Raw genomic sequence first — 22,713 nt, forward strand, 5'->3', positions numbered from 1 at the left:
ATGTTAATTAAAAATGTAAGACTTAGAAATAAAGATGGAATATATGATATTTTAATTGAAGATGGAGTTATAAAGGAGATTTCTAAAAATATAATAAAAGAAGACAAAAACATAATTGAGGGGAATGGGAATTTAGCACTTCCACCTTTTGTTGAACCCCATGTTCACCTTGATACTACTCTTACTGCAGGAGAGCCAAAATGGAATATAAGTGGAACTCTTTTTGAGGGAATAGAAACCTGGGCACTTAGAAAGAAAATGCTTACGGAAGAAGATGTTATAAAAAGGGCTACAACTGCGCTTAAATGGCAGATAGCAAATGGAATACAATATGTAAGAACACATGTAGATGTTACAGATCCAGATCTTACAGCATTAAAAGCTTTAATTAAAGTAAGAGAAGCAATGAAAGAATTTGTAAACATACAAATAGTTGCTTTTCCACAGGAGGGTATAAATTCTTTTCCCTGCGGATTAAAACTTTTGGAGGAAGCATTAAAGCTTGGTGCAGATGTAGTAGGGGCTATTCCACATTTTGAATTTACAAGAGAATATGGAGTGGATTCTGTAAAAAAAGCACTGGGGCTTGCAGTAAAGTATGATAAACTGGTTGATGTCCACTGTGATGAAATTGATGATGAGCAGTCTAGATTTGTGGAAGTAGTTGCAGCAGAGGCATATAAGTATGGAATAGGAGAAAAGGTTACGGCAAGTCATACTACTGCTATGCATTCTTATAATAATGCATATGCCTATAAACTCTTTAGACTTTTAAAGATGTCAAATATAAATTTCATATCTAATCCTATAGTAAACACCCACCTTCAAGGAAGATTTGATACTTATCCTAAGAGGAGGGGAATTACAAGAGTTAAAGAAATGATAGATGCAGACATTAATGTATGTTTTGGACACGATGATATATGTGATCCATGGTATCCAATGGGAACAGGTAATATGCTTCAGGTACTTCAAATGGGTATACACGTATGTCAGCTCATGGGTTACGATCAGATTGTAAATTCTATTGATCTCATAACAAAAAATAGTGCAAAGACAATGCATATTGAAGATGATTATGGAATAAAGGAAGGAAATACTGCTAATCTCATTATACTCAATGGAAAAGATGAATATGATGTTATAAGAAAACAATCAGAGGTGCTGTATTCCATAAGAAATGGAAAAATACTCGCAAAAACTGATCCTAAAAAGACAGATATTTATATGGATGGAAAAGAGAGAATTACCTTTGATATAAATAAGTAGTATTATTTTTTAAATAAATATAGTGTTATTTCAAAAGTAAAAGAACCTAATTTATACATCTTCTAAAGTATAAATTAGGTTCTTCTACTTAATTGTGTGTAAGATAAGTTATTTTCCTTTATTCCTATGATAAAATAGAGGTATATTTAGAAATGTAAAGGAGAAGTTTTAATGGAGTATGAAGGAATAGTATCTATATGGCTGGCAAAATGTGAAGATATTAAAGATTTACAGCATTATCTTCAAGTGAATTATTCTAATTTTGGTGACTATTTGAATTCTAAGTTTGAAAAAAATTTTAACGTTGAGTGTTTTGATGAGGAACTAAAGGAAATAAACTTTATTGAAAGAGATTCGGATTTGTTTTCTGATATAATGAAAGATCAATCTTTTTCACAAAATATTATTTCAGATTATAACAAAAAGTTTTCAGATAAACTGGATAGAAAGTATAACTCAATTATATTATTATATAATTTTAATTATGATGGTTCTATAGGAGAAGATCAGGACAACAGTGTATATGTAAAATTTATTGGAAGTTTTAAATATAGAACATAGAAATATAAAGGTGTTATTCATAAGAAAAACTTTCTACAATTGTTTGATTTATTTAATGGATTGCTTGGATAGTATTTATGTTTTAGGTCATACTACATATATAACTTAAATATATAATATATATGTTGAAAGGGGGATTTAATTATGGATGCACCAAAAATGGAAGTTAAATGTGGCGTTGATTGTTGTCACTATTGGAAAAATAACTGCTGTAATGCTAAGTCTTTGGAAGTTAACCCAATGCAAGGTAAAGACCCCGACACTAGTGATGATACTTGCTGTACAACATTCAAACCGTCTAAGTGAGAATTTTAGAAATAACTCCGGTTTAGGTTTAAACCGGAGTTATTTTTTCATTTTTAAGTAGTTTACTTATTAAAAATGTAGTTTAACAAACATTGAATAAACTACAAAGATTAGGGAAAAATATAATTAGTTTTTAATTAAGTTTATGAGATAAACAGATTTCTAAGCATCAGATGAAGTTTTGGCTCCACCTGATGCTTAGAAATCGCTATCCAGGGACATAGCTGCTCGTAACGTAAACTTGGAGAAAAGCAGATATCCCAAATCTTTGATTTGGCGATAGTCGCTTTCGCTGTGTGTGTGGGAGTATTAGAGCAAGTAGTCATCGGATAAATTTTCTTAGGAGGAGGTAGGAGTACTTGGAAAGTATGACTGGAATTGGCGCAAATATACCAAGAAAAGAGGCATTTGATAAAGTTACAGGAGCAGCAAAATATACTGATGATACACTTCTTCCAGGTATTTTACATGCCAAAATACTTACAAGCCGTTATGCACATGCAAAAATTAAATCGATTGATATATCAGAAGCAAGGAAATCCATGGGCGTTCAGGCAGTAATAGCAGGAAATTATTTTCCTGTGCTCTGTGGAGCAGTGATAGAAGATAGGCCTCCCATAGCAAGAGAAAAAGTTCGCTACTATGGAGAACCTGTTGCGGTAGTTATTGCAAATAGTGAACAGCAAGCAATGGAAGCTTTAAAGCTAATAAAAGTAGAATATGATAAACTACCTGTTGTTAATTCAATAAGTGATGCTTTAAAGCAAAATGCAATCCTTGTACATGAGAATTTAGATCAATATAAACATGCAGTCAAGGATGTATATCCTGAACAAAACACTAATATTTCAGATCGAATCCAAATAAGGAAAGGTGATGTGGTAAATGGGTGGGCACAAAGTGAAGTCATAGCAGAAGGAAGTTTTTCACTCCCACAATCAGATCATATTGCAATGGAAACTAGAAATGCTAGAGCACAAATTATGCCTGATGGAAGAGTAATAATCTATACTTCTTCACAAGGACCATATTCTGTTAAAAAGCTTTTAAGCAAATATTACAATATACCAGAAGGAAATATAATTGTTAAAGTACCTTTTGTAGGTGGAGGGTTTGGCGGTAAAGCACCTATGCAGCTAGAAATTATTGCATATCTTGCTTCAAAAGCTGTGGGTGGTAGATTAGTTAGAATAGCTAACTCAAGAGAAGATGATATTAAAACTTCACCTTGTAAAATTGGAGTTGAGGCAGAGTTAAAAATAGGTGCAACAAAAGATGGAATTATTAAAGCGCTTGAAGCTACATATAGGGTTGATGGAGGAGCTTATGCGGATATTGGTCCGCGTATGGCTAAGGCTATAGCAGTAGATTGTTCTGGACCATATAATATTGAAAATATATGGTGCAACTCAATATGTGTTTATACTAACCATACTTATGCTACTTCATATCGTGGATTCGGTCATACGGAATATACCTTCTGCATAGAGAGAATGATAGATAAATTGGCAGCAAAGCTTGGAATTGATGCCTTAGAATTGAGAATTAAAAATGCCATAAAGCCTGGTCAGTATACGCCAACACAAGTAAAAACAACTATCAGCAATATAGGTAATCTATTAGATTGTTTGACAAAATTAAAGAAATTAACAAAATGGGATGAAGGTCAAGTAATAAAAACAGGAGAAGGCATGATAAAGGCAAAGGGGATAGGATGTTTTTGGAAAACATCTGATTCACCTACTAATGCTGTTTCTGGAGTTTTTCTTAGTTTCAATACAGATGGGAGTATAAACCTTAATTCTGGAGCAGTTGAAATTGGACCCAGTTCAAAGACAACTTTAGCTCAAATACTTGCGGAAAAATTAAAAATGGATGTAGGCAGGATTCATGTAATGATGGGGGTAAACACTCAAGTTTCGCCGGAACATTGGAAAACCGTTGCAAGTATGACAACTTTTATGGCAGGAAAGGCAGTACTTAGAGCAGCTGAGGATCTTATAAAGCAGCTTAAAAGTCTGGCTGCTGTTGTTATGAAATGTCCTCCAGAGGATTTGGAGATTGCAGAAGAAAAAGTTTATTTAAGACAAGATCCAGAAATATATGTGTCATTTAAGGATTTGGTCTATGGTTACAAATATCCAAACGGTCTTTCAGTTGAGGGACAAATACTTGGACGTGGAAGTTACATAATGAACCATATTACGGATATAGATAAAGAGACAGGGAAAGGTAAGCCTGGACCGGCCTGGACTGTAGGTGCTCAAGCAGTTGAAATTGAGTATGACCCTACAAAGTTTACATATAGACTGTTAAAAGCCGTTACTGTTATAGATGCAGGTAAAGTAATTAATCCCAAAACTTCAAGAGGACTTATAATGGGAGGAATAAACATGGGTTTTGGATTAGCGACAAGGGAAGCTTTTATCTATGATGCTGATGGTAAGCTTGAAACTACTACACTGCGCACTTATAAACCAATGCGATTTGGTGAAAACCCAGAATATATAATTGAGTTTGTTGAAACACCCCAGGTTGATGCTCCTTTTGGGGCACGTGGATTTGCAGAACATGGTATAATAGCAATTCCAGCTGCATTTGCAAATGCCATATCCCATGCAGCTAATCATGAGTTTGATAAACTACCTATAACACCTGAAGTAATCTGGAAGGCTAAGACTGGAGGAAAATATGATACCCTTTGATTTTGAATATTATAAACCTGAAACAGTTGAGGAAGCTGTTCAATTATATATTGAATTAAATGAAAAAGGAATAAAGCCTTTGTATTACAGTGGTGGAACTGAAATTATAAGTATGTCAAGAGCTTATAATGTACACACCGAAGCAGTAATTGATATAAAAGGAATTTCTGAATGTAATGTTCAGAAATTAATGGATAATAAACTAATTATTGGCGCTGCTATTACACTTACGCAAATTGCTGAAGCAAACTTATTTCCTCTACTTACTTTAACGGTACAGAGAATTGCAGACCACACTATACAGGATAAAATCACGCTAGGGGGAAATATATGTGGAACAATTATATACCGAGAAGCTGTGCTGCCACTTTTAGTATCAAATAGTGAAGTGATTATAGCAGGTCCCAATGGTAGAAAGCAAGTTTTATTAAAGAATATATTTGATAAAAAAATGAAGCTTGCTTGTGGAGAGTTTATAGTAAATGTAATAGTAGATAAGTGTTTTCTTTCACTACCATATTTACATATAAAAAGAACTAAAAGTGATAAAATAGACTATCCTTTAGTTACTATAGCAGCACTTAAAGATTATAATAGAATAAATATAGCCTTTAGCGGAATTTGCAGTTATCCTTTTAGATCTCCTATGGTAGAAGATTGCTTAAATAACACTAACTTATCAAGTAATATAAGAGTTAACAATTCAATAGATAATATGCCGGATTCCATATTAAATGATATAGTCGGATCTGCTGACTTTAGAAAATTTATGCTGCAAAAAATACTTATAGAAGTTTTAGAAAAACTGTGAGGTGAGTAAATGCTAAAGATATCAGGTAAGACCATAATAAATTTAAATGTTAATGGAGAAGACAAAGAAGTTGCTATAAAGCCCTCAGATATTTTATTAAATACACTTCGAAATGAACTAGGACTTACAGGTGCTAAGCCTGGTTGTGAAAATGGAGATTGTGGATCATGTACTGTTCTTATAGACGGATGGCCAATAAAATCCTGTCTAATGCTGACAGTTGAGGCAATAGGTAAAAAAATAACTACTGTTGAAGGTTTAAAAAATGCACCAATACAAAAAGCTTTTGTAGATAATTGGGGTTTTCAGTGTGGGTATTGTACATCAGGATTTTTAATGGTTTGCCATGCTTTAGCAAATATACATCCTGATGCAAATGATCGTGTAATAGAAGAGTGGCTTCAGTCTAATATTTGTCGATGCACTGGATATGAAGAGATAAAGAATGCTGTAAAGTCACTTATATCAGTTAAGTGATAATTAGAGGGAAGATTAAATATTAAATTATATAGGTATTTAGCTATGATAAATATAATATTATACAATTATACTTATGATAGGCTATGTGATATTATGGAAACATAGTAAATATTAATATTTTATGTCGCTTATGGCGGCAAGATGGGGGTAAAAAATGATTATTAGTGCAAGAAATCAAATAACAGGGAAAATTGAATCTGTTAAGGAAGGTGCAGTAAATGCATCTGTTACTTTAAACACTGATGATGGAAACACAATTACTTCTACCATTTCAATGGCTGCAGTTAAAGATCTTGGACTTGCACCTGGAGTCAAAGCAAAAGCTGTTATTAAAGCTACATCTGTTATGATGGCTGTATAAATTATATAAAATTTTTGCAAGCTACATAAGATTGTTCCAAAAGTAAGTAAAAGTCCTTGAGAATTTCAAAGATACAAATGTGTGTTAAAAATTCTCAAGGACATGATATTTTATCCGATGACTACTCATTCTAATACTCCCACTTCTGCAAGTGGGAGTAAAAAGAGTGACTACGTCCCTGGATAACGATTTCTAAGCATCAGGTGGAGTTAAAACTCCATCTGATGCCAAGAACTCTGTTTATAGTTCATGGCATATCTTTATAAAATCTTTCATAGCACTCGTCAATAACTTATTCTTGTGATATACAATAGCTAGTTTCCTATTAAAATCCATATCTTTTATTTTCAGTTCTCCTAGAGAACCTGAAGCAATATGATCTTTGATTAGTTGAAAAGGCAGTACAGCAATTCCAATATTATTTTCGGCTGCATTAATTAAGGCTGTGGTGCTTGTATTTTCCCAAGAGGAATTGAAAAATAATCCAATTTCATTCATTCTTAATTCAAACCATATAGTGCATTTGTTTTTCTATTGAAATTTTAGCTGGTTCTATTGGTACGCCATTTCTTATACTGTCTCCCATAGGACATGTTTTTTCAACAAATTCAACAAGTTCTCTTACTTTATTTTCCGAGGAATCAGTTCTTATGTTAACGTTAAATCTTATATCCTGATATCCAGACCTTGAGGTAGAAGAATCTGGAGAGGTATTTGAATCCATATCACCTTCAAGTTCTATTGATAAGTATTTTATATTTACTCCATATTTATCTGCATAGGATGCTATAGACATTGCCTGACATCCTCCCAAAGTACATAGTAAAAGTTGGGCAGGGTTCATACCTTTATTGGTGCCACCTGATTGTTTAGTTTTATCTAGCAATACTTTAAATCCACCAGAATGTGCTTCTACTGCTATTCCATCTTTTTTTTCAACTACAGCTTTTACAGTTGTAAATGGCATTAAAATCACTCCCTTCAAATATAGTATTTCAAAATAAAATTAAATTATTATGGTGATTCTAATTTGAAGAAGTATTATACTAAAAAGTATAATTTACATAGAGGAAGTGGTATATTTGAAAATTGTAATATTAGACGGATATGTGTTAAATCCAGGTGATTTAAGATGGTCATCCTTAGAGAAGCTTGGAGATTTAACTGTCTATGATAAAACTATATTTGATAATAGTAATGATGATCTTATAATTGAAAGAATTAAGGATGCAGAAGTAGTATTTACAAATAAAACTCCAATATCCGAAAATGTATTTAAAAATTGCCCTAAATTAAAATATCTTGGAGTACTTGCAACAGGATATAACGTTGTAGATATAAAGGCATCAAAAAAATTTGGAGTTGTAGTGACAAATATTCCAAGTTACAGCACAGATGCTGTAGCACAAATGGCAGTATCACTTTTGCTTGAACTCACAAATCATGTATCAATTCACAATAAGGCTGTAAAAGAGGGACAGTGGAATGAAATTGGAGAATGGTGCTTCTGGAAAAAACCACTTATGGAATTAGGAGGTAAAACAGCAGGAATAATAGGTTATGGGAAAATAGGTCAAGCAACTAGTAAGATAGTTCAAGCTATGGGAATGAAAGTACTTGCATATAATAGGCATAAAAATAAAGTACTAGAGAGTGAAAATGTAAAATATGCAGAACTGAATGATGTATTTGAAAAATCAAATGTAATTTTCCTCCACTGTCCATTAACTGAAGAAACTAAGGGTATAATTAATAGTAAATCTATAGAACATATGAAAGATGGAGTGATAATAGTAAATAATGCTAGAGGTCCTCTAATTGTAGAAGAGGACTTAGCTCATGCATTAAATACTGGAAAAGTATATGGTGCTGCACTGGATGTAACTTCTAGAGAGCCTGTAAAAAAAGAAAGTCCTCTTTTAAAAGCAGAAAATTGTATAATTACTCCACATATTTCCTGGGCAGCAAAGGAAACGAGAGAAAGACTCCTAAATATTGCTGTGGAAAACTTAAAAAATTTTTTAGAAGGAAATCCTATAAATGTAATCATACTTTAGGTGGATTGCATTTATAACAATATTATTTAAGGGGAAATTGATAGTGTCTAAAGTTGTAGAAAGATTTGTAAAGTATGTAAAGTATGATACTAGATCCGATGAAAATTCCACAACAGTTCCCACTACGAGGGGTCAATTAGAGTTAGCTAAGGAATTATCAAAGGAATTAAAGAATATTGGCATGGAAGATATCTGCTTGGATGAGCATGGATACATAATGGCAACACTTCCCGCAAACATTACTAAAGATGTACCAGTAGTAGGGTTTATTGCCCATATAGATACTCATCCTCAAGTTTCAGGTGCTAATGTAAAACCTAGGTTTATAGAAGCCTATAATGGTGAAGATATAATTTTAAATGAGGAAAAAAATATGGTACTTTCTCCTAAAAATTTTCCAGAACTAAAAAATTATATAGGACAAACCTTAATTACATCAGATGGAACTACTCTTCTTGGAGCAGATGATAAAGCGGGTATAGCAGAAATTATTACTGCTGTAGAGTTTTTAATACAAAATCCTAAGATTAAGCATGGGCCTATAAGAATAGCATTTACTACAGATGAAGAGGTAGGAAAAATAGGAGAATATTTTAATGTAGAAAAATTCAAGGCTGATTTAGCCTATACGATAGATGGAGAATCCATTGGAAGTTTAAAATATGAAAATTTTAATGCAGCAAGTGCTAAAATAACTATAAATGGGAAAAATACCTATACCGGTGAAGCTAAAGGGAGAATGGTAAATTCACTGAGAATTGCAACAGAGCTTATGAATATGTTTCCGGAAAAAGAGACCCCTGAAAATACAGAGGGAGTTGAAGGTTTTTATCATCCTTCATTTATTAATGGCAAGGTAGAAAAGACAGAAATCCATTATTTAATAAGAGACTTTGATAATAAAAATTTTGAAAAAAGAAAAAATTTTATTTCTCATGTAGTACAAACTATAAATAAAAAATATGGTAAAGACACAGTGATGCTTGAAATAACTGAGCAGTATAGAAATATGAAAGAAAAAATTGAACCGGAAAAATATATTGTGGATATAGCTATTCAAGCTATGAAAGAAGTAAATGTATTTCCAGATGTAACACCACTAAGGGGAGGAACAGATGGAGCTAAGTTATCTTATATGGGACTTCCCACACCAGATATATTTAATGGTGTTCATAATATCCACAGCAAATATGAATATATCTCAACTTATTCTATGGAAAAATCTGTAGAAGTGATATTGAAAATAATTCAATTATTTACAGAAACATAAAAAGTGTTTGGGAGCAGAGAAAAATGTTATTAAATTATAAGTACAATAATACTAAATTTTTAATTCCAAAAAAGAAATGTAAGATTATAGACAGAGAAAAGGTTTTAAGTAGGCTAGATGAAGTTTTGAAAACTAAGCTTACAATTATATCTGCAGCAGCAGGTAGTGGAAAAACTACTTCTGTTATTTCATGGATATACTCAAGAAACTTAGATCATAATACAGTATGGATTTCTTTAGATGAAAGGGACAACAATGTAAATGTTTTTTGGAGATCAATTAGTACAGCTATTGAAAAGTTTAAAAACAATGACATAAATTGCAAAGAAGAAGACCTTATTCAAGATCAAGACATATCAAGTGAATCAGCAGTAAATATGGCATTAGCTAGTATTTCATCTGTAAATAAGGATTTAATACTTGTAATAGATGATTTACATTTTGTAAAGAATGAGGATATACTTGTGGAAATAAAACACTTTATTGAGGGTATTTCTGATAATATTCATATTATAATAACAAGTAGGACAAAGCTGAGCATAAATATTTCTAAGTTAAGGTTGGATGGAGAAGTAACGGAGATAGGTAAAGAAGATCTTAGTTTTTCATTAGAAGAAACAGATGAGTTTATAAAAACCAATATAGAAATTACAATGCCAAAGGAAAGTGTACAAATATTAAATAAGTATACAGAGGGCTGGATAGCAGGAATTCAAATGACGGTATTATCTATAAAAGAAAGAAAAAATGTAACGGAAATGAATGAAAAATTTATTGAAAGTAATAAGTATATTCAGGATTATTTCTGTGAAGAAATTTTTAATAGGCAATCAGAAGAAATTAAAGATTTTTTATTAAAAACGTGTATTTTAGATGAATTAAATATTGAGTTATGCAATGCTGTTAGTTGTATGAAAAATAGTCAGCAAATTTTAGAAAAAATATATGATAAAAATTTGTTTATTAACAAATTGGATTATGATGGAAAACTATTTAAATATGATATACTTTTTAAGAAATTTTTAATGAGTAAAGCAAATGTTATAAATAAGGAAGAAATGCGTGAAGCTAGCAATAAGGCCGCTAAATGGTATGAAAATAATGGACGTATAAATAATGCTGTTAATCAGTATATAAGCATAGAAAACTATGAGCAAGCAATAGAAGTAATTGAAGATAAATGTATTAAAGAGACTTTTATCAATGAATATTTTTATGTAGAAAATTGGTTAAAAAACATACCACAAGATGTTATTGTAAAAAATGCTAGGTTTTGTATCATATATATGTATACGTATATATATGATGACATCAATTATAAGAAATATTTAGAGTTTGCGGAAAAAGCACTGAAGAGTTGTACTGATGAAGATTACAAGAAAGAATGCTTAGGTATATTGTATATTATTAGAGGAGATAAAAGTTATATCGAATTAGATTATAAAAAAAGTATTTCATATTATGAAAATGCTTTGAATTATTTAGGAAAAGACATGTTTTGGCATACAATAATAAATCTAAAATCAGGTATAGTATATTTTTATCTACAGGATTTTGTTTTAGAAGAAAAGTTTTTTCATGAATCAATAATTTTAAGTCAATCCTATAAGGATAATACTTTGAATTTAATGACTAATAGAATAATTATTTTTGCAAAGTTACTTAAAGGAGAATTAAATGAATGCGAAAATATATGTAATACATGCTTAAATAGTACTATAAGTAATGATTTAGAAAAATCTTCACTGATGTCAATTTTTTATGTAGCACTAGCACTAGTGTATTATGAAAAAAATTATATTATAAAAGCAGAGGAGTACGTATTTAAGGGATTAGAGCTTGTTGAAGAATGGGATTTTTATACGGCATTTATAGGGTATTATGTATATTCTGGAGTAGTCCTTAAAAATAATAAGAAGAATCAAAAGAGTGAATTAAATAAGATTTATGAAAAAGTACAAGAATTATCTAAAAAATATAAGAACAATAAGTTAGCAGATAAATACTATTTTTATAAATTAAAAGATCATTTCAAAGTGCTGGAAATGGAGAGGTTTATAGAGTATGGCAGAATTAAATGTGTAGAAAAGTATATTGCAAAAAGGGATTTTAAAATTGCAGAAGAACTTGTTGTGTTTTCTAAAATACTCATGTGTAAAGGGAAAAATGAAGATGCATTAATGTTATTAAATAAGATTTTAGCTTCTGATAAAGAGAAAAATAGTAACAGTTTAATTATAAGAGCCTATATTTTTAGGTCAGAAATTCTTTCACAAAAGGATCAATACGAAAATGCCACAAAGGATTTAAGACAAGCTTTAATAATTGGATATAAGAGTGGTTTTGTCAGGTTATTTTTAATAAAGCAGACAAAGGCAAGAAAAATCTTGATAAAAACTATTAAGTCTATGAAATTTAACAAGGATTATTATGAAATGGGGGATTATTTAAATAAAATACTAAGTTTGTATTCAACTAAGGAAGATAGCCAAATAATAAGTAAAAGAGAAAGAGAAGTGTTAATGCTAATAGAAAAAGGAGCCAAAAATTCAGAAATAGCAAAGAGATTATTTATTACAGAAAGTACTGCTAAAAGTCATATATTAAACATATTTAGTAAGCTGAGTGTGCGAAATAGAATTGAAGCTGTAGCGAAGGCAAAAGAGATAGGGATTATTTAAGAGAAGGTTATGTGAAAAGTTTTATATAAGAAACTTTTCACATAACTTTTTTAAATATACAATCATCCTAAAGTATGATTAGCTAAATGATAAATTTCATCCTACCTAGTAATACTTTAGGATGATTATCATACTTTGAAAAAGTGATACAGTATATATGTATATATAGTTTTAACAAATTGGAGATATTATAAGGAGGCTGAACATGTCTAAGGTCGTAGAAAAATTTACTAAATATATAAAATTTGATACTAGATCAAATGAAGAAATGAATACAGTTCCTACTACGCAAGGACAGATGGTGCTGGCAAAAGAATTGTCAAAAGAGCTAAAGAAAATAGGAATGAGAGAGGTTTCAGTAGATGAAAATGGATATGTAATGGCATCGTTACCATCTAATGTTGATAAAGAAGTTCCTACCATAGGATTTATTGCACATATGGACACAAGTCCAGAAGTTTCAGGAATGAACGTAAATCCTAAATTTATTGAAAACTATGATGGTAAGGATATAGTTTTAAATGGAGAAAAAAATATTGTTCTTTCTCCAAAGGATTTTCCAGAATTAAAAGACTATGTTGGTAAAACACTTATTACTACAGATGGGACTACTCTTTTAGGTGCTGATGACAAAGCAGGAATTGCTGAGATTATTACTGCTTTAGAAACTTTAATAGAAAATCCAGAAATTAAGCATGGAAACGTTAAAGTTGCATTTACGCCAGATGAAGAAATTGGAAGAGGGCCAGATCATTTTGATGTTGAAAAATTCAATGCAAATGCAGCTTATACGGTAGATGGAGGAGCTCTTGGAGAATTGGAATACGAAAATTTTAATGCTGCAAGTGCAGAAGTAATTATTAGTGGAAGAAATGTTCATCCAGGAAGCGCAAAAGGAATAATGATAAATTCGATGCTTATTGCTGGGGAATTTATGAGTATGCTTCCACAAAATGAAACCCCATCAACTACAGAAGGTTATGAAGGCTTTTATCATATAGTTGCACTTAATGGTGGAGTAGAGCAAACAAAGCTTGAATATATAATAAGAGACTTTGATGAGAAAAATTTTGAAAAAAGAAAACAATTTATAACTGGTGCTGCAGAAAGTTTAAACAAGAAATATGGCAAAAGTATAGTTAAAATTGAAATAAAAGACCAGTATAAAAATATGAAGGAAAAAATTGAGCCTGTAAAACATATAGTTGATATCGCTTTTGAAGCGATGAAATCGGTGGATGTAGTTCCAAAAGTTCAACCTATAAGAGGTGGTACAGATGGAGCTAGCTTATCTTTTAAGGGACTTCCTACACCAAATATATTTACTGGAGGACATAATTTCCATGGCAAATTTGAGTACATACCCGTGTATTCTATGGAAAAAGCTGTAGAAGTAATACTTAAAATAGTCCAGTTATACGGGAAAATGTAATCAATAAATTAATAAAGGAGGAGAGAAAGATGGAATCAACTGAGCAAAAACAAAAAAAGATGACGTTAATAGCACTAGTATTAATGATTTTTACATCAGTATTTGGATTCACTAATATACCCAGAGCATTTTATTTGATGGGTTATGGTGCAATTCCTTGGTATATTTTATCTGCAATAACTTTTTTTATTCCTTATGCATTTATGATGGCAGAATATGGAGCAGCATTTAAAAATGAAAGAGGTGGAATCTACTCGTGGATGGAAAAGTCTGTTGGAGCTAAATATGCTTTTATAGGAACATTCATGTGGTATGCTTCTTATGTAATTTGGATGGTTAATATATCTTCAACAATATGGGTACCGTTTTCAAATGCCATATTTGGAAGTGACAAAACGGCAACCTGGTCACTATTAGGATTAAATTCCACTCAAGTCTTAGGAATATTAGGGATATGTTGGATTTTAGTTGTAACATTAACAGCATCTAAGGGATTGGAAAAAATAACAAAAGTAACATCAGTAGGTGGTACAGCAGTAGCATTACTTAATATTGTATTATTAATTGGAGCAGTAGCTGTTTTAATAGGAAATGGTGGCCATTTAGCTCAGCCAATTGTATCATCAGCTGCTTTTACACAATCACCAAATCCTGACTATCAAAGTGGCATTAGTGTATTGGCATTTTTAGTATTTGCATTATTTGCTTATGGCGGAATAGAAGCAGTGGGAGGATTAGTAGACCAAACTGAAAAAGCAGAAGTAACATTTCCAAAAGGTGTTACTGTAGCAGCAATAATTATTGCCATAGGATATGCTGTAGGTATATTTTTGTGTGGCATATTTACTAATTGGAAAGAAGTGTTATCAGTAAAAGGTGTGCACATGGGCAATGTTGCTTATGTAGTAATGCAAAACTTAGGATATCAAATAGGACAAAGCTTTGGATGCAGTCAAGCAACTTCATTGACAATAGGAGCTTGGACAGCTAGGTATGCAGGATTATCCATGTTTTTAGCACTATCGGGAGCATTCTTTACATTGTGTTATGCACCACTAAAACAATTAGTGGAAGGTACACCAAAGAAATTATGGCCAGGAAAAATGGCTGAAATTAAAGATGGAATGCCTAAGAATGCTATGTGGGTTCAATGTATATTTGTAGTGGCATTTATAGCACTAGTATCTTTTGGAGGAGATGCAGCGTCTAAATTTTTTAATATACTAATAAAGATGACTAACGTAGCAATGACTGTACCATATATGTTTTTATCAGCTGCATTTATTGCTTTTAAAAAGAAAACAGAAATCAAAAAACCTTTTGAAGTTTTCAAAAGTTATAGATGGACATGTATTGCTACAGTAGTAGTTACTTTTACCATAGGGTTTGCTAATTTCTTTACAATAATAGAACCAGCAGTACATGGAAATTTAAAAGATACAATATGGATGATTATAGGTCCAGTATTCTTTACTATAATTGCTTTATTGATATATGGATCATATGAAAAGAAAAGTAAAAAAGAATTACAATAGTATCTTAATTTTCAAAATTTCATAGGAGTAAATAGTTAACCAGGGTGTATGGCCCTGGTTTTTATTATATAAGTAAATTTATTGGACTTGTTGGACTTAAAAGATTTTTTATTTTACTATAAGGCAATTCAATTTCAAAAATTCCATAGTAATAAGGTGTGTATTCGTAAACTTGGTAATAAAGCACTAGTGAATTAGGAGTAAGGTAATACTTTTGATCTGGAGTTATACCTTTATACTCATTTATCAGAGTAATGTTATTGCCCTTAATATATTGATTAGCAAGTTCATTTAAAAAACCTACATAATAAATTTTAGGGTTAAATAAATCGCTGAAGTTGTATACTCGTCCTGTATTAACATTTAATGTTATGGAAGAGTAAGCTGTAAATCCATGAGCAGCTTTATTTACATAAGTATACATATTAAACAGTATACTTAAAAGATTGTTTTTGTTTAACATTACTTCATAAGTACCTAAAATTTCATTAAAATCTATTTTTTCTGGAAATAGGACCTGAGATGTAAAAAGTTTACTTACTTCATTTATAATAGAAGTATTTATCTTATTTATTATTTGGTCCTTATTTGGATTTGGTATGAATGGATAGCTTATGCTAAATTTTTCAGGTGATATTTTTGCTGTATTTAAGATAATTCCCCTGCTTGACTCATTTCTGAAAAAACATTTAGCAAATGGACAGATATTTTTTGAAATATTATGATTATGTGGCATTTGTACCCTCTCAATAATAGTTTTCTATAGTATAATTTATTTATTAAGTGGTAAAAGTGTTCTTCTAGTTTTAACTAAAAAAATAAGCGATAAAGAAGTACCCAAATTTGTACGATAAGTTTATAATAGGATAATTCCTAAAATAATTCCAATAAACGCTAATATGTGTATATATATTAAGTATGTTTTAAGGAAGTGATAATTTGGATGCATTTATAGCTAGACAACCAATATTTAACAAAAAGGAAAGAGTTGTAGCTTATGAATTGCTTTATAGGGATAGTTTTGAAAATTACTATAAGGGCAATGATGAAGATAAAGCTACGTGTAATGTTATAGCAAACGTTTTTTCTCTCGTTGGAGTAGATAAAATTACATGGGGTAAAAAGGCGTTTATCAATTTTCCTAAAAATCTTATAACGGATGATGTTATTCCGATGTTACCTAAAGATGTAGTAATTGAAATACTTGAAACCGTTGAACCAACTCCAAGGGTAGTAAATGCGTGCAGATACTTGAAAGAGTGTGGCTATACACTTGCACTTGATGATTTTATATTTGATAAAAAGTACATAGAATTATTAGATTTGGCAGATATAGTTAAAGTGGATTTTAAGATGGCGAGATATGAAAAGAAGTTCATATTAAATAATACTAAAAACAATAATATTAAATTTTTAGCGGAAAAAGTTGAAACGCAAGAAGACTATAATAAAGCAAAAAATTTAGGATATGACCTTTTTCAGGGATATTTTTTTAGTAAGCCAACTATAGTATCAGCTAAAGATATTCCAAAGGAAAAATTAATATATGTAGAAATACTTTCTGAATTAAGCAAAAAAAATGTAGATATTGTAAAATTGAAATCACTTATAATAAAAGATTTGTCTATAATATATAAATTTTTAAAGCTCATAAATTCATCTATGTATGGGCTTAAAAGTAAAATTATTTCACCGCATCAAGCAATAACCTATCTTGGAGAAATAGAATCTTGCAAATGGCTTTATGTTATAGTTTTAGGAAGTATGGGATCTTATAGGTCAAGTGAAATTGTAAGGGCATCTATTGTAAGAGCTAAATTTTGTGAAAGAATTGGATCAAAGTTATACCCTGATGATTTGGAAAAGCAGTATAACTTTTTTATAGTAGGTATGCTTTCTATGCTCGATGTAATACTTGAAAGGAATATGGAGAGTCTATTGGGCGAACTGTTTTTAGAGAAGGACGTAAGGGAAGCCTTAATTGGAAAAGGTAATAAATATAGGGAAGTCCTTGATTTAATAATTTCCTATGAAAGGGCTAGATGGGATGAATGTACAGAATTTTCAAAGAAGTTAAATATAAATATAAGTGCAGTTGTGAAAGAATACATTTTTGCATTGAATTGGGCTAATATAATATGACATAATCGAGAGTTAAGTAGACAAACTTTCATACATTAAACAAACTGAAAGTTAAAAAAATATTGGAGGAGATATATTTCACATATTTTTAATGGAAAAGTCTAAGGAGCGTGGTAAATAAAAAGTTTTAGTGGAAAACTAAACTTCCACCTCCTTAAAATTTAAATTATGTTGACAATGTAAACTTAGTAATGTATTATATATTCATAAGTTGACGCTGTAAACATGATAAGGAGGTAATTTAAACTTATGAAAATATTGGTTATAAATGATAGGCAAAATGAAAACAAGCTTGGAAGGAAAATAATGGAAAAAACTATAAAAACATTTCAAACTAAAAAAATTGAGTTTAAAAGTTACAATTTAGCTTTGGACGATTTACATTATTGTATTGGATGCTTTAGCTGTTGGCTCAAGACTCCTGGTATGTGTGTATTTGATGACCTGGGAAGAAAAATATGTGAGGATTTTATAAAAAGTAATGTTGTATTGTATGTAGGCCCAATAAAATATGGATGTTACAGTCCTGTTATAAAAAGATCACTGGATAGGCAAATACCTAATATACTTCCGTTTTTTGAAGAAGTGAATGGAGAAATGCATCATTCACCACGTTATGACAAGTATCCAGAACTAGTTGCTTTAGGATATGGTGAAGATGTTTCTAGTGAAGAAGAAGAAACTTTTAGTTCTCTTGTTACAGCTAATGGAATAAATCTTCAGAAAAATGGGGCAAAAGCTTATGTGTGCAAAAATGATGTTGATATAGATGAATATATAAATAATTTTGAAATCTATTTAAAAGAAAGAGAGGTTAAGTAAAGTGAAAAAGGTATGTTTTGTAAATGGAAGTCCTAGAGAAAGTGGAAGCACTTCAGCTTATTTCATAGGAGAAATACAAAAATTAATTAAAGATAATGATATAGAAACTCAATGTATTTATACAATTAAAGATTTAAAATCAGGTAAGATAGCTCAAAGTTTTGAAAAAATTATAAAGTCAGATAGCGTAATATTTGTTTTCCCACTTTATGTTGATAGCATACCATCTAATTTTCTTGATTTTTTATGGAAACTTGAAAATTATATAAAAGAAAATAAGATTGATAAAAATAAACTTCCAGATTTATATGGTGTTATTAATTGTGGATTTGTAGAAGGCATTCAAAATAAAAATGCTGTAAATATAATTTATAACTTTTCGAAAAAGACAGGCTTTAACTTCAAGTTTGCAATAGGTATAGGCGGAGGAGAATTCATTAAGGGTACAAAAGATATAATACCAATTGAGAGTGAAATAAAAAGGGACATCTATCTAGCACTTTGTAAATTTAAAGATAGTATAGAAAGCGGCAGAGAGGACGATGAAAAAGGAGTATTTGTAAGCCCTAAGGTGCCTAGATCACAATTCATACTTAACGGGAATAACGGATGGGTAAAAATGGTGAAAGAAAATAATATGACAAAAGAGGACCTTTTAAAAAAGGTATATTAAAAAAATTGTATATTAGACAGGTTCTATTATAATGTAATATGTGTACTCAAATTTAGCTATATGCTTTAGAAAGGTGAAAATTACAAAATGGAGAGTTTAATATACAGTTTAAATGCGACAGTACCTGTGTTTTTAGTTATTGTGGTAGGATATGTGTTAAAACAAATAGGAATGTTGAATGATAATTTCATAGAGGTAGCTAATAAATTTAACTTTAAAGTTACTTTACCGATATTATTATTAACTGATATTGGATCAACTAATATAATTAAAAATTTTGATGGGAAGTACATATTGTTTTGTGCAGTAGTTACATCCATTTGTTTCTGGTCAATTTGGTTTTTTACTAAAAAATTTATGAAGGATTCTTCTATGACAGGAGCTTTTGTACAAGCATCTTTTCGTGGAAGTGCAGCTATACTGGGAATTGCCTTTGTTCAAAATATTTATGGAAATGCGGAGATGGCTCCTATGATGATTATAGGAGCTGTTCCACTTTACAATATATATTCTGTTATTGTACTTACTTTTGAAAGTGAAGATAGCAGAGGAGGAAATGATAGTATAAAAAAAGCATGCATCAATATTATAAAAAACCCCATTATCATTGGAATTTTGCTAGGAATGATAGTGTCACTATTAAATATTCATTTCCCTAAAATAATAGACAAAACACTCAAAAATTTTGCAGTTATGGCATCTCCTTTGGCACTTGTAACTATTGGGGCTGGCTTTGAAGGAACAAAAGCCCTTGCAAAGATAAAACCAACTTTGGCAGCTTCTTTTATAAAACTGGTAGCTCAAGCTGCTGTATTTTTGCCACTAGCAGTATATTTTGGATTTAGAGATCAAGAACTTGTTGCTCTAATTATCATGCTTGGTTCTCCAACTACAGTGAGCTGTTATATAATGGCAAAGAACATGAACAATGATGGTGTTTTGACTTCAAGTGTTGTTGTAGCCACTACTTTATTATCAGCTTTTACTCTAACTTTCTGGATTTTCATATTAAAGAGCTTTAAATTTATCATATAATTTGTTTTTAAATGAATTGGTGGAGGATATAACCTCCACTAAATTTATAATCTAGTCTTCAAATTTAAATAATTCTTCCACAGAAGCATGGAATACTTTTGCTATGTCCATTGCCAGTTTAAGTGATGGATTATATCTACCATTTTCAAGGTGAACAATGGTTTCTCTTCTTACCCCTATTAATTCTGCTAATTCACTTTGTTTCATATTCATTTTTTCTCTATATTCTTTTACTTTTGTTTTTAGAGTTGGCATACTATATACCCCGCATATCAATTACACAGAAAATAATTGCCCGCAGGATAGTTAATGCTACTATACCTATAGCAATCAAGTAGCCTGTCATTACGCCACTTGGAGTTATAAATGCTGATGGAAGCAAAATGAGGCCCATAAATAAATAAGAAAGTTTTAGACAAATAGAATCTGTTTTATTAAGGGTTTCTTTTGCAAATTCATCAAAAGTCTCTGAACTTCCTTTGAGCAGTGCTAAAAACACAAGTGTGAGTCCCAGCAATAAATATTCTATTAATATATAAATGGGTTTGAAATTGTGCCTTACACTCATCCAATAATACATAAGAAATAATAAAGCCGGGATTATTTTAGCACTAATCCAAATTCTTAAACTAATTTTTTTATCTTTCATAATATAATCTCCTTCATGTGATATATTTGTAACTTATGTTATAAATATATCATATGAATTTTTTAAAATCAAGTAAAAAGTGAATTATTTATAAACAGAGTTCTTGGCATCAGATGGAGTTTTGACTATACCTGTGGTTAGAAATCGTTATCCGGGGACGTAGCTGCTCTTTACTTCCACTTGGAGAAGTGGAAGTATTAGAGCAGGTAGTCATCGGATAACTTTATTAAATATTAAAAAGCCAATGCTTAATTAAGCATTGGCTTTGAATTTTATATTTATATCCAAAATATCGGTGCTTTAATTTTGACACCTATCTCTCGATAGGTGGGTGTTCTCACAGATGTATCTATCGCTTTTAATGCCTTAGAAGGACTCATAAAAAAGTACATATCCTCATCTAAATTTGAACTCCCAATGTTTAAATGTAGGTTCAAAATAAAAGCTTAACGTGTATTTCAGAAGTTGTACACTATAAAATTCATAATAAAAAGAAAAATCATCAACTAAGAATGTAGTCGTTTTCCTTTTGTGAGATTATAATAACATATTTAAGTTGTCATTGCAAGTAGATAATATATGGTAAATTAATGAAGTAATAGAGGATATATCTTATAATATTTTTATTTCTAACAATTATTAGTTAACTAACTAAATTGTTATTGACAATATGAAAAAGCAATGATATATTAAAAATAAGTTAGTTAGTTAACTAAACATATTGGAGGAATTTTAAATGGCAAATGAAGAATCAATGAAATTATTTATAGAATTACACCGTTTAGGAAGACAAATGCACCGTTTTTCACATAAAATTTCTCATGGAGGAAATCACTTTATGGGAGGACAATCGAGAATGCTTACTATCGTTGCAGAAAATGAGGGTATTACTCAACGACAGCTTGCTGAAATCATGGATGTGAGACCTGCATCAATGACTGTGATGATAGGAAAGATGGAACTATTTGGACTTGTTGAACGTAAGCAAGACGATAAAGATCAGAGAGTTATGCATATTTATATTACAGATAGTGGAAGAAAAGTTGAGGAGGAATCAAGAATTTCTACTCAAAAGTTAGTTGGGTCCCTATTTCAAAGTCTTTCTGATGAAGAAGTAAAACAAATGCTTATGATTACTGAAAAATTATCTAAATCACTTAATGAAGGTGACTCAGGTGATTTACAATGTGGACTTCATGATCATCATAGACATCATGGATTTCATAAACATCATCATGAGTCAGATGACAACCTTAAGCACTTGTTTAGGAATCTTTAAGGAAAGTTTTAGATATGATACCACAGGAAATTCAAGAAAAAATAAGGTCTGTAATTCAGGAAAAGGGATGTAAATTAACAAGTCAAAGGAGTGCAGTATTAAAGGCTTTTTTTGAAAAAAACTATGAACATATGACTGTTGAAGAGGTTCATTATTTTTCAAAAAGTTATTGTAGTAAGATTGGAATTGCCACTGTATATAGGTGCATACTTTCTTTTGAAAAAATTGGTGTGCTGAGGAAAATTGAAACTAATGAGAAGTATGGAAGATATGAATTGGTAATTCCAGATGAAAAATTTGAGCATCCACATTTAGTTTGTGTAAAATGTGGAAAAATAATTGGAGCCTTTGATAGTGAAATTTTAAAGGAATTGGACAAACAGAAAAAGTTTATTGAGAATATATATGACTTTAAAATCAACAGCCAGAGTAATATTTATTATGGAATTTGTGAAGCATGTAAAGATGCATAATAGTTTAGTTTACAAGAGATAGTTAGTATAGTAATATAATATTATGAAGACACTCGAAAAGTAGATGGAAATTCTGAAAAGATATTTAATTAAGCAACTACTTAGAAGTAACTGGAAAACTATTGGCGTACTTTGAAAAGCATATATTGTTACGGGATAAAGGATATAAACT

The 22,713-nt window shown here is 30.7% G+C and carries 23 protein-coding genes; 18 read left to right on the forward strand and 5 right to left on the reverse strand.

The genetic code is table 11. From position 1 onward, the window contains the following. The 7 genes from codA (at window position 1) to CLCOS_RS20570 (ending at window position 6,493) form a co-directional block, all read left to right on the forward strand. Window positions 1-1,269 (forward strand): cytosine deaminase, encoded by a 1,269-nt coding sequence (codA, locus tag CLCOS_RS20540; protein WP_063600425.1) that lies wholly within the window; start codon window positions 1-3, stop codon window positions 1,267-1,269. A 171-nt stretch (window positions 1,270-1,440) separates the two neighbouring features. Next, on the forward strand, window positions 1,441-1,830 hold the full coding sequence (locus tag CLCOS_RS20545) for an immunity 22 family protein (protein ID WP_063600424.1): 390 nt from the start codon (window positions 1,441-1,443) through the stop codon (window positions 1,828-1,830). A 144-nt stretch (window positions 1,831-1,974) separates the two neighbouring features. After that, window positions 1,975-2,136 (forward strand): DUF1540 domain-containing protein, encoded by a 162-nt coding sequence (locus CLCOS_RS20550; protein WP_023163545.1) that lies wholly within the window; start codon window positions 1,975-1,977, stop codon window positions 2,134-2,136. A 368-nt stretch (window positions 2,137-2,504) separates the two neighbouring features. Next, window positions 2,505-4,841: a xanthine dehydrogenase family protein molybdopterin-binding subunit gene (locus CLCOS_RS20555; RefSeq protein ID WP_063600517.1), complete on the forward strand. Its 2,337-nt coding sequence runs from the start codon at window positions 2,505-2,507 to the stop codon at window positions 4,839-4,841. Further along, window positions 4,828-5,652: an FAD binding domain-containing protein gene (locus tag CLCOS_RS20560; protein ID WP_063600423.1), complete on the forward strand. Its 825-nt coding sequence runs from the start codon at window positions 4,828-4,830 to the stop codon at window positions 5,650-5,652. Before CLCOS_RS20555 ends, CLCOS_RS20560 begins: the two co-directional genes overlap by 14 nt. A gap of 9 nt (window positions 5,653-5,661) precedes the next feature. Next, window positions 5,662-6,129, forward strand: a complete 468-nt coding sequence (locus tag CLCOS_RS20565) for a (2Fe-2S)-binding protein (protein WP_063600422.1) — start codon at window positions 5,662-5,664, stop codon at window positions 6,127-6,129. A gap of 157 nt (window positions 6,130-6,286) precedes the next feature. Then, entirely contained in the window at window positions 6,287-6,493 is a 207-nt protein-coding gene (locus CLCOS_RS20570; protein ID WP_063600421.1) for a TOBE domain-containing protein, read from the forward strand. Between the two features lie 240 nt (window positions 6,494-6,733). Here CLCOS_RS20570 and CLCOS_RS20575 read toward each other — a convergent pair whose 3' ends face one another. Then, window positions 6,734-6,991, reverse strand: a complete 258-nt coding sequence (locus tag CLCOS_RS20575; protein WP_063600420.1) for a LysR substrate-binding domain-containing protein — start codon at window positions 6,989-6,991, stop codon at window positions 6,734-6,736. A gap of 7 nt (window positions 6,992-6,998) precedes the next feature. Continuing rightward, window positions 6,999-7,460, reverse strand: a complete 462-nt coding sequence (locus tag CLCOS_RS20580; protein WP_063600419.1) for an OsmC family protein — start codon at window positions 7,458-7,460, stop codon at window positions 6,999-7,001. A gap of 115 nt (window positions 7,461-7,575) precedes the next feature. Between CLCOS_RS20580 and CLCOS_RS20585 the strand changes: the two genes are divergently transcribed. From CLCOS_RS20585 to yjeM, 5 genes are all read left to right on the forward strand, one after another. Continuing rightward, the gene (locus CLCOS_RS20585; RefSeq protein WP_063600418.1) at window positions 7,576-8,550 is read left to right on the forward strand and encodes a D-2-hydroxyacid dehydrogenase; all 975 of its coding nucleotides are present in this window, start codon (window positions 7,576-7,578) and stop codon (window positions 8,548-8,550) included. 43 nt (window positions 8,551-8,593) lie between these two features. After that, window positions 8,594-9,820, forward strand: coding sequence for a peptidase T (gene pepT / locus CLCOS_RS20590; protein WP_063600417.1), 1,227 nt, complete (start codon window positions 8,594-8,596; stop codon window positions 9,818-9,820). Window positions 9,821-9,843: 23 nt separating this feature from the next. Further along, window positions 9,844-12,501: a LuxR C-terminal-related transcriptional regulator gene (locus tag CLCOS_RS20595; RefSeq protein ID WP_063600416.1), complete on the forward strand. Its 2,658-nt coding sequence runs from the start codon at window positions 9,844-9,846 to the stop codon at window positions 12,499-12,501. A 205-nt stretch (window positions 12,502-12,706) separates the two neighbouring features. Next, a complete protein-coding gene (gene pepT, locus CLCOS_RS20600) occupies window positions 12,707-13,933 on the forward strand; it encodes a peptidase T (protein ID WP_063554988.1) in 1,227 nt (408 codons plus the stop codon). 29 nt (window positions 13,934-13,962) lie between these two features. Continuing rightward, complete coding sequence (gene yjeM / locus CLCOS_RS20605; protein ID WP_063600415.1) at window positions 13,963-15,468, forward strand: glutamate/gamma-aminobutyrate family transporter YjeM; 1,506 nt, start codon at window positions 13,963-13,965, stop codon at window positions 15,466-15,468. Between the two features lie 64 nt (window positions 15,469-15,532). Here yjeM and CLCOS_RS20610 read toward each other — a convergent pair whose 3' ends face one another. Beyond that, on the reverse strand, window positions 15,533-16,204 hold the full coding sequence (locus CLCOS_RS20610) for a DUF3298 and DUF4163 domain-containing protein (protein WP_063600414.1): 672 nt from the start codon (window positions 16,202-16,204) through the stop codon (window positions 15,533-15,535). A gap of 203 nt (window positions 16,205-16,407) precedes the next feature. Between CLCOS_RS20610 and CLCOS_RS20615 the strand changes: the two genes are divergently transcribed. From CLCOS_RS20615 to CLCOS_RS20630, 4 genes are all read left to right on the forward strand, one after another. Further along, window positions 16,408-17,610 (forward strand): EAL and HDOD domain-containing protein, encoded by a 1,203-nt coding sequence (locus CLCOS_RS20615; RefSeq protein WP_063600413.1) that lies wholly within the window; start codon window positions 16,408-16,410, stop codon window positions 17,608-17,610. A gap of 249 nt (window positions 17,611-17,859) precedes the next feature. Next, window positions 17,860-18,432, forward strand: a complete 573-nt coding sequence (locus CLCOS_RS20620) for an NAD(P)H-dependent oxidoreductase (RefSeq protein WP_063600412.1) — start codon at window positions 17,860-17,862, stop codon at window positions 18,430-18,432. A gap of 1 nt (window position 18,433) precedes the next feature. Beyond that, a complete protein-coding gene (locus CLCOS_RS20625) occupies window positions 18,434-19,105 on the forward strand; it encodes a hypothetical protein (protein ID WP_063600411.1) in 672 nt (223 codons plus the stop codon). 87 nt (window positions 19,106-19,192) lie between these two features. After that, complete coding sequence (locus CLCOS_RS20630; RefSeq protein ID WP_063600410.1) at window positions 19,193-20,140, forward strand: AEC family transporter; 948 nt, start codon at window positions 19,193-19,195, stop codon at window positions 20,138-20,140. Window positions 20,141-20,191: 51 nt separating this feature from the next. On the opposite strand, the gene CLCOS_RS20635 is transcribed toward CLCOS_RS20630, so the two are convergent. Then, window positions 20,192-20,395, reverse strand: a complete 204-nt coding sequence (locus tag CLCOS_RS20635; RefSeq protein ID WP_063600409.1) for a helix-turn-helix transcriptional regulator — start codon at window positions 20,393-20,395, stop codon at window positions 20,192-20,194. Between the two features lies 1 nt (window position 20,396). Continuing rightward, complete coding sequence (locus CLCOS_RS20640) at window positions 20,397-20,789, reverse strand: hypothetical protein (RefSeq protein ID WP_063600408.1); 393 nt, start codon at window positions 20,787-20,789, stop codon at window positions 20,397-20,399. 736 nt (window positions 20,790-21,525) lie between these two features. Here CLCOS_RS20640 and CLCOS_RS20645 point away from each other — a divergent pair. Both CLCOS_RS20645 and CLCOS_RS20650 read left to right on the forward strand, forming a co-directional pair. Beyond that, complete coding sequence (locus tag CLCOS_RS20645; protein ID WP_013238594.1) at window positions 21,526-22,068, forward strand: MarR family winged helix-turn-helix transcriptional regulator; 543 nt, start codon at window positions 21,526-21,528, stop codon at window positions 22,066-22,068. 14 nt (window positions 22,069-22,082) lie between these two features. Next, window positions 22,083-22,541 carry a Fur family transcriptional regulator gene (locus CLCOS_RS20650; RefSeq protein WP_013238595.1) on the forward strand — a complete coding sequence of 153 codons (459 nt, stop codon included), beginning with the start codon at window positions 22,083-22,085 and terminating at the stop codon, window positions 22,539-22,541. The last annotated feature ends 172 nt before the right edge of the window (window positions 22,542-22,713 follow it).

Origin of the sequence: Clostridium coskatii (assembly GCF_001675205.1) — a bacterium.
Classification (GTDB): Bacteria; Bacillota; Clostridia; order Clostridiales; family Clostridiaceae; genus Clostridium_B; species Clostridium_B ljungdahlii.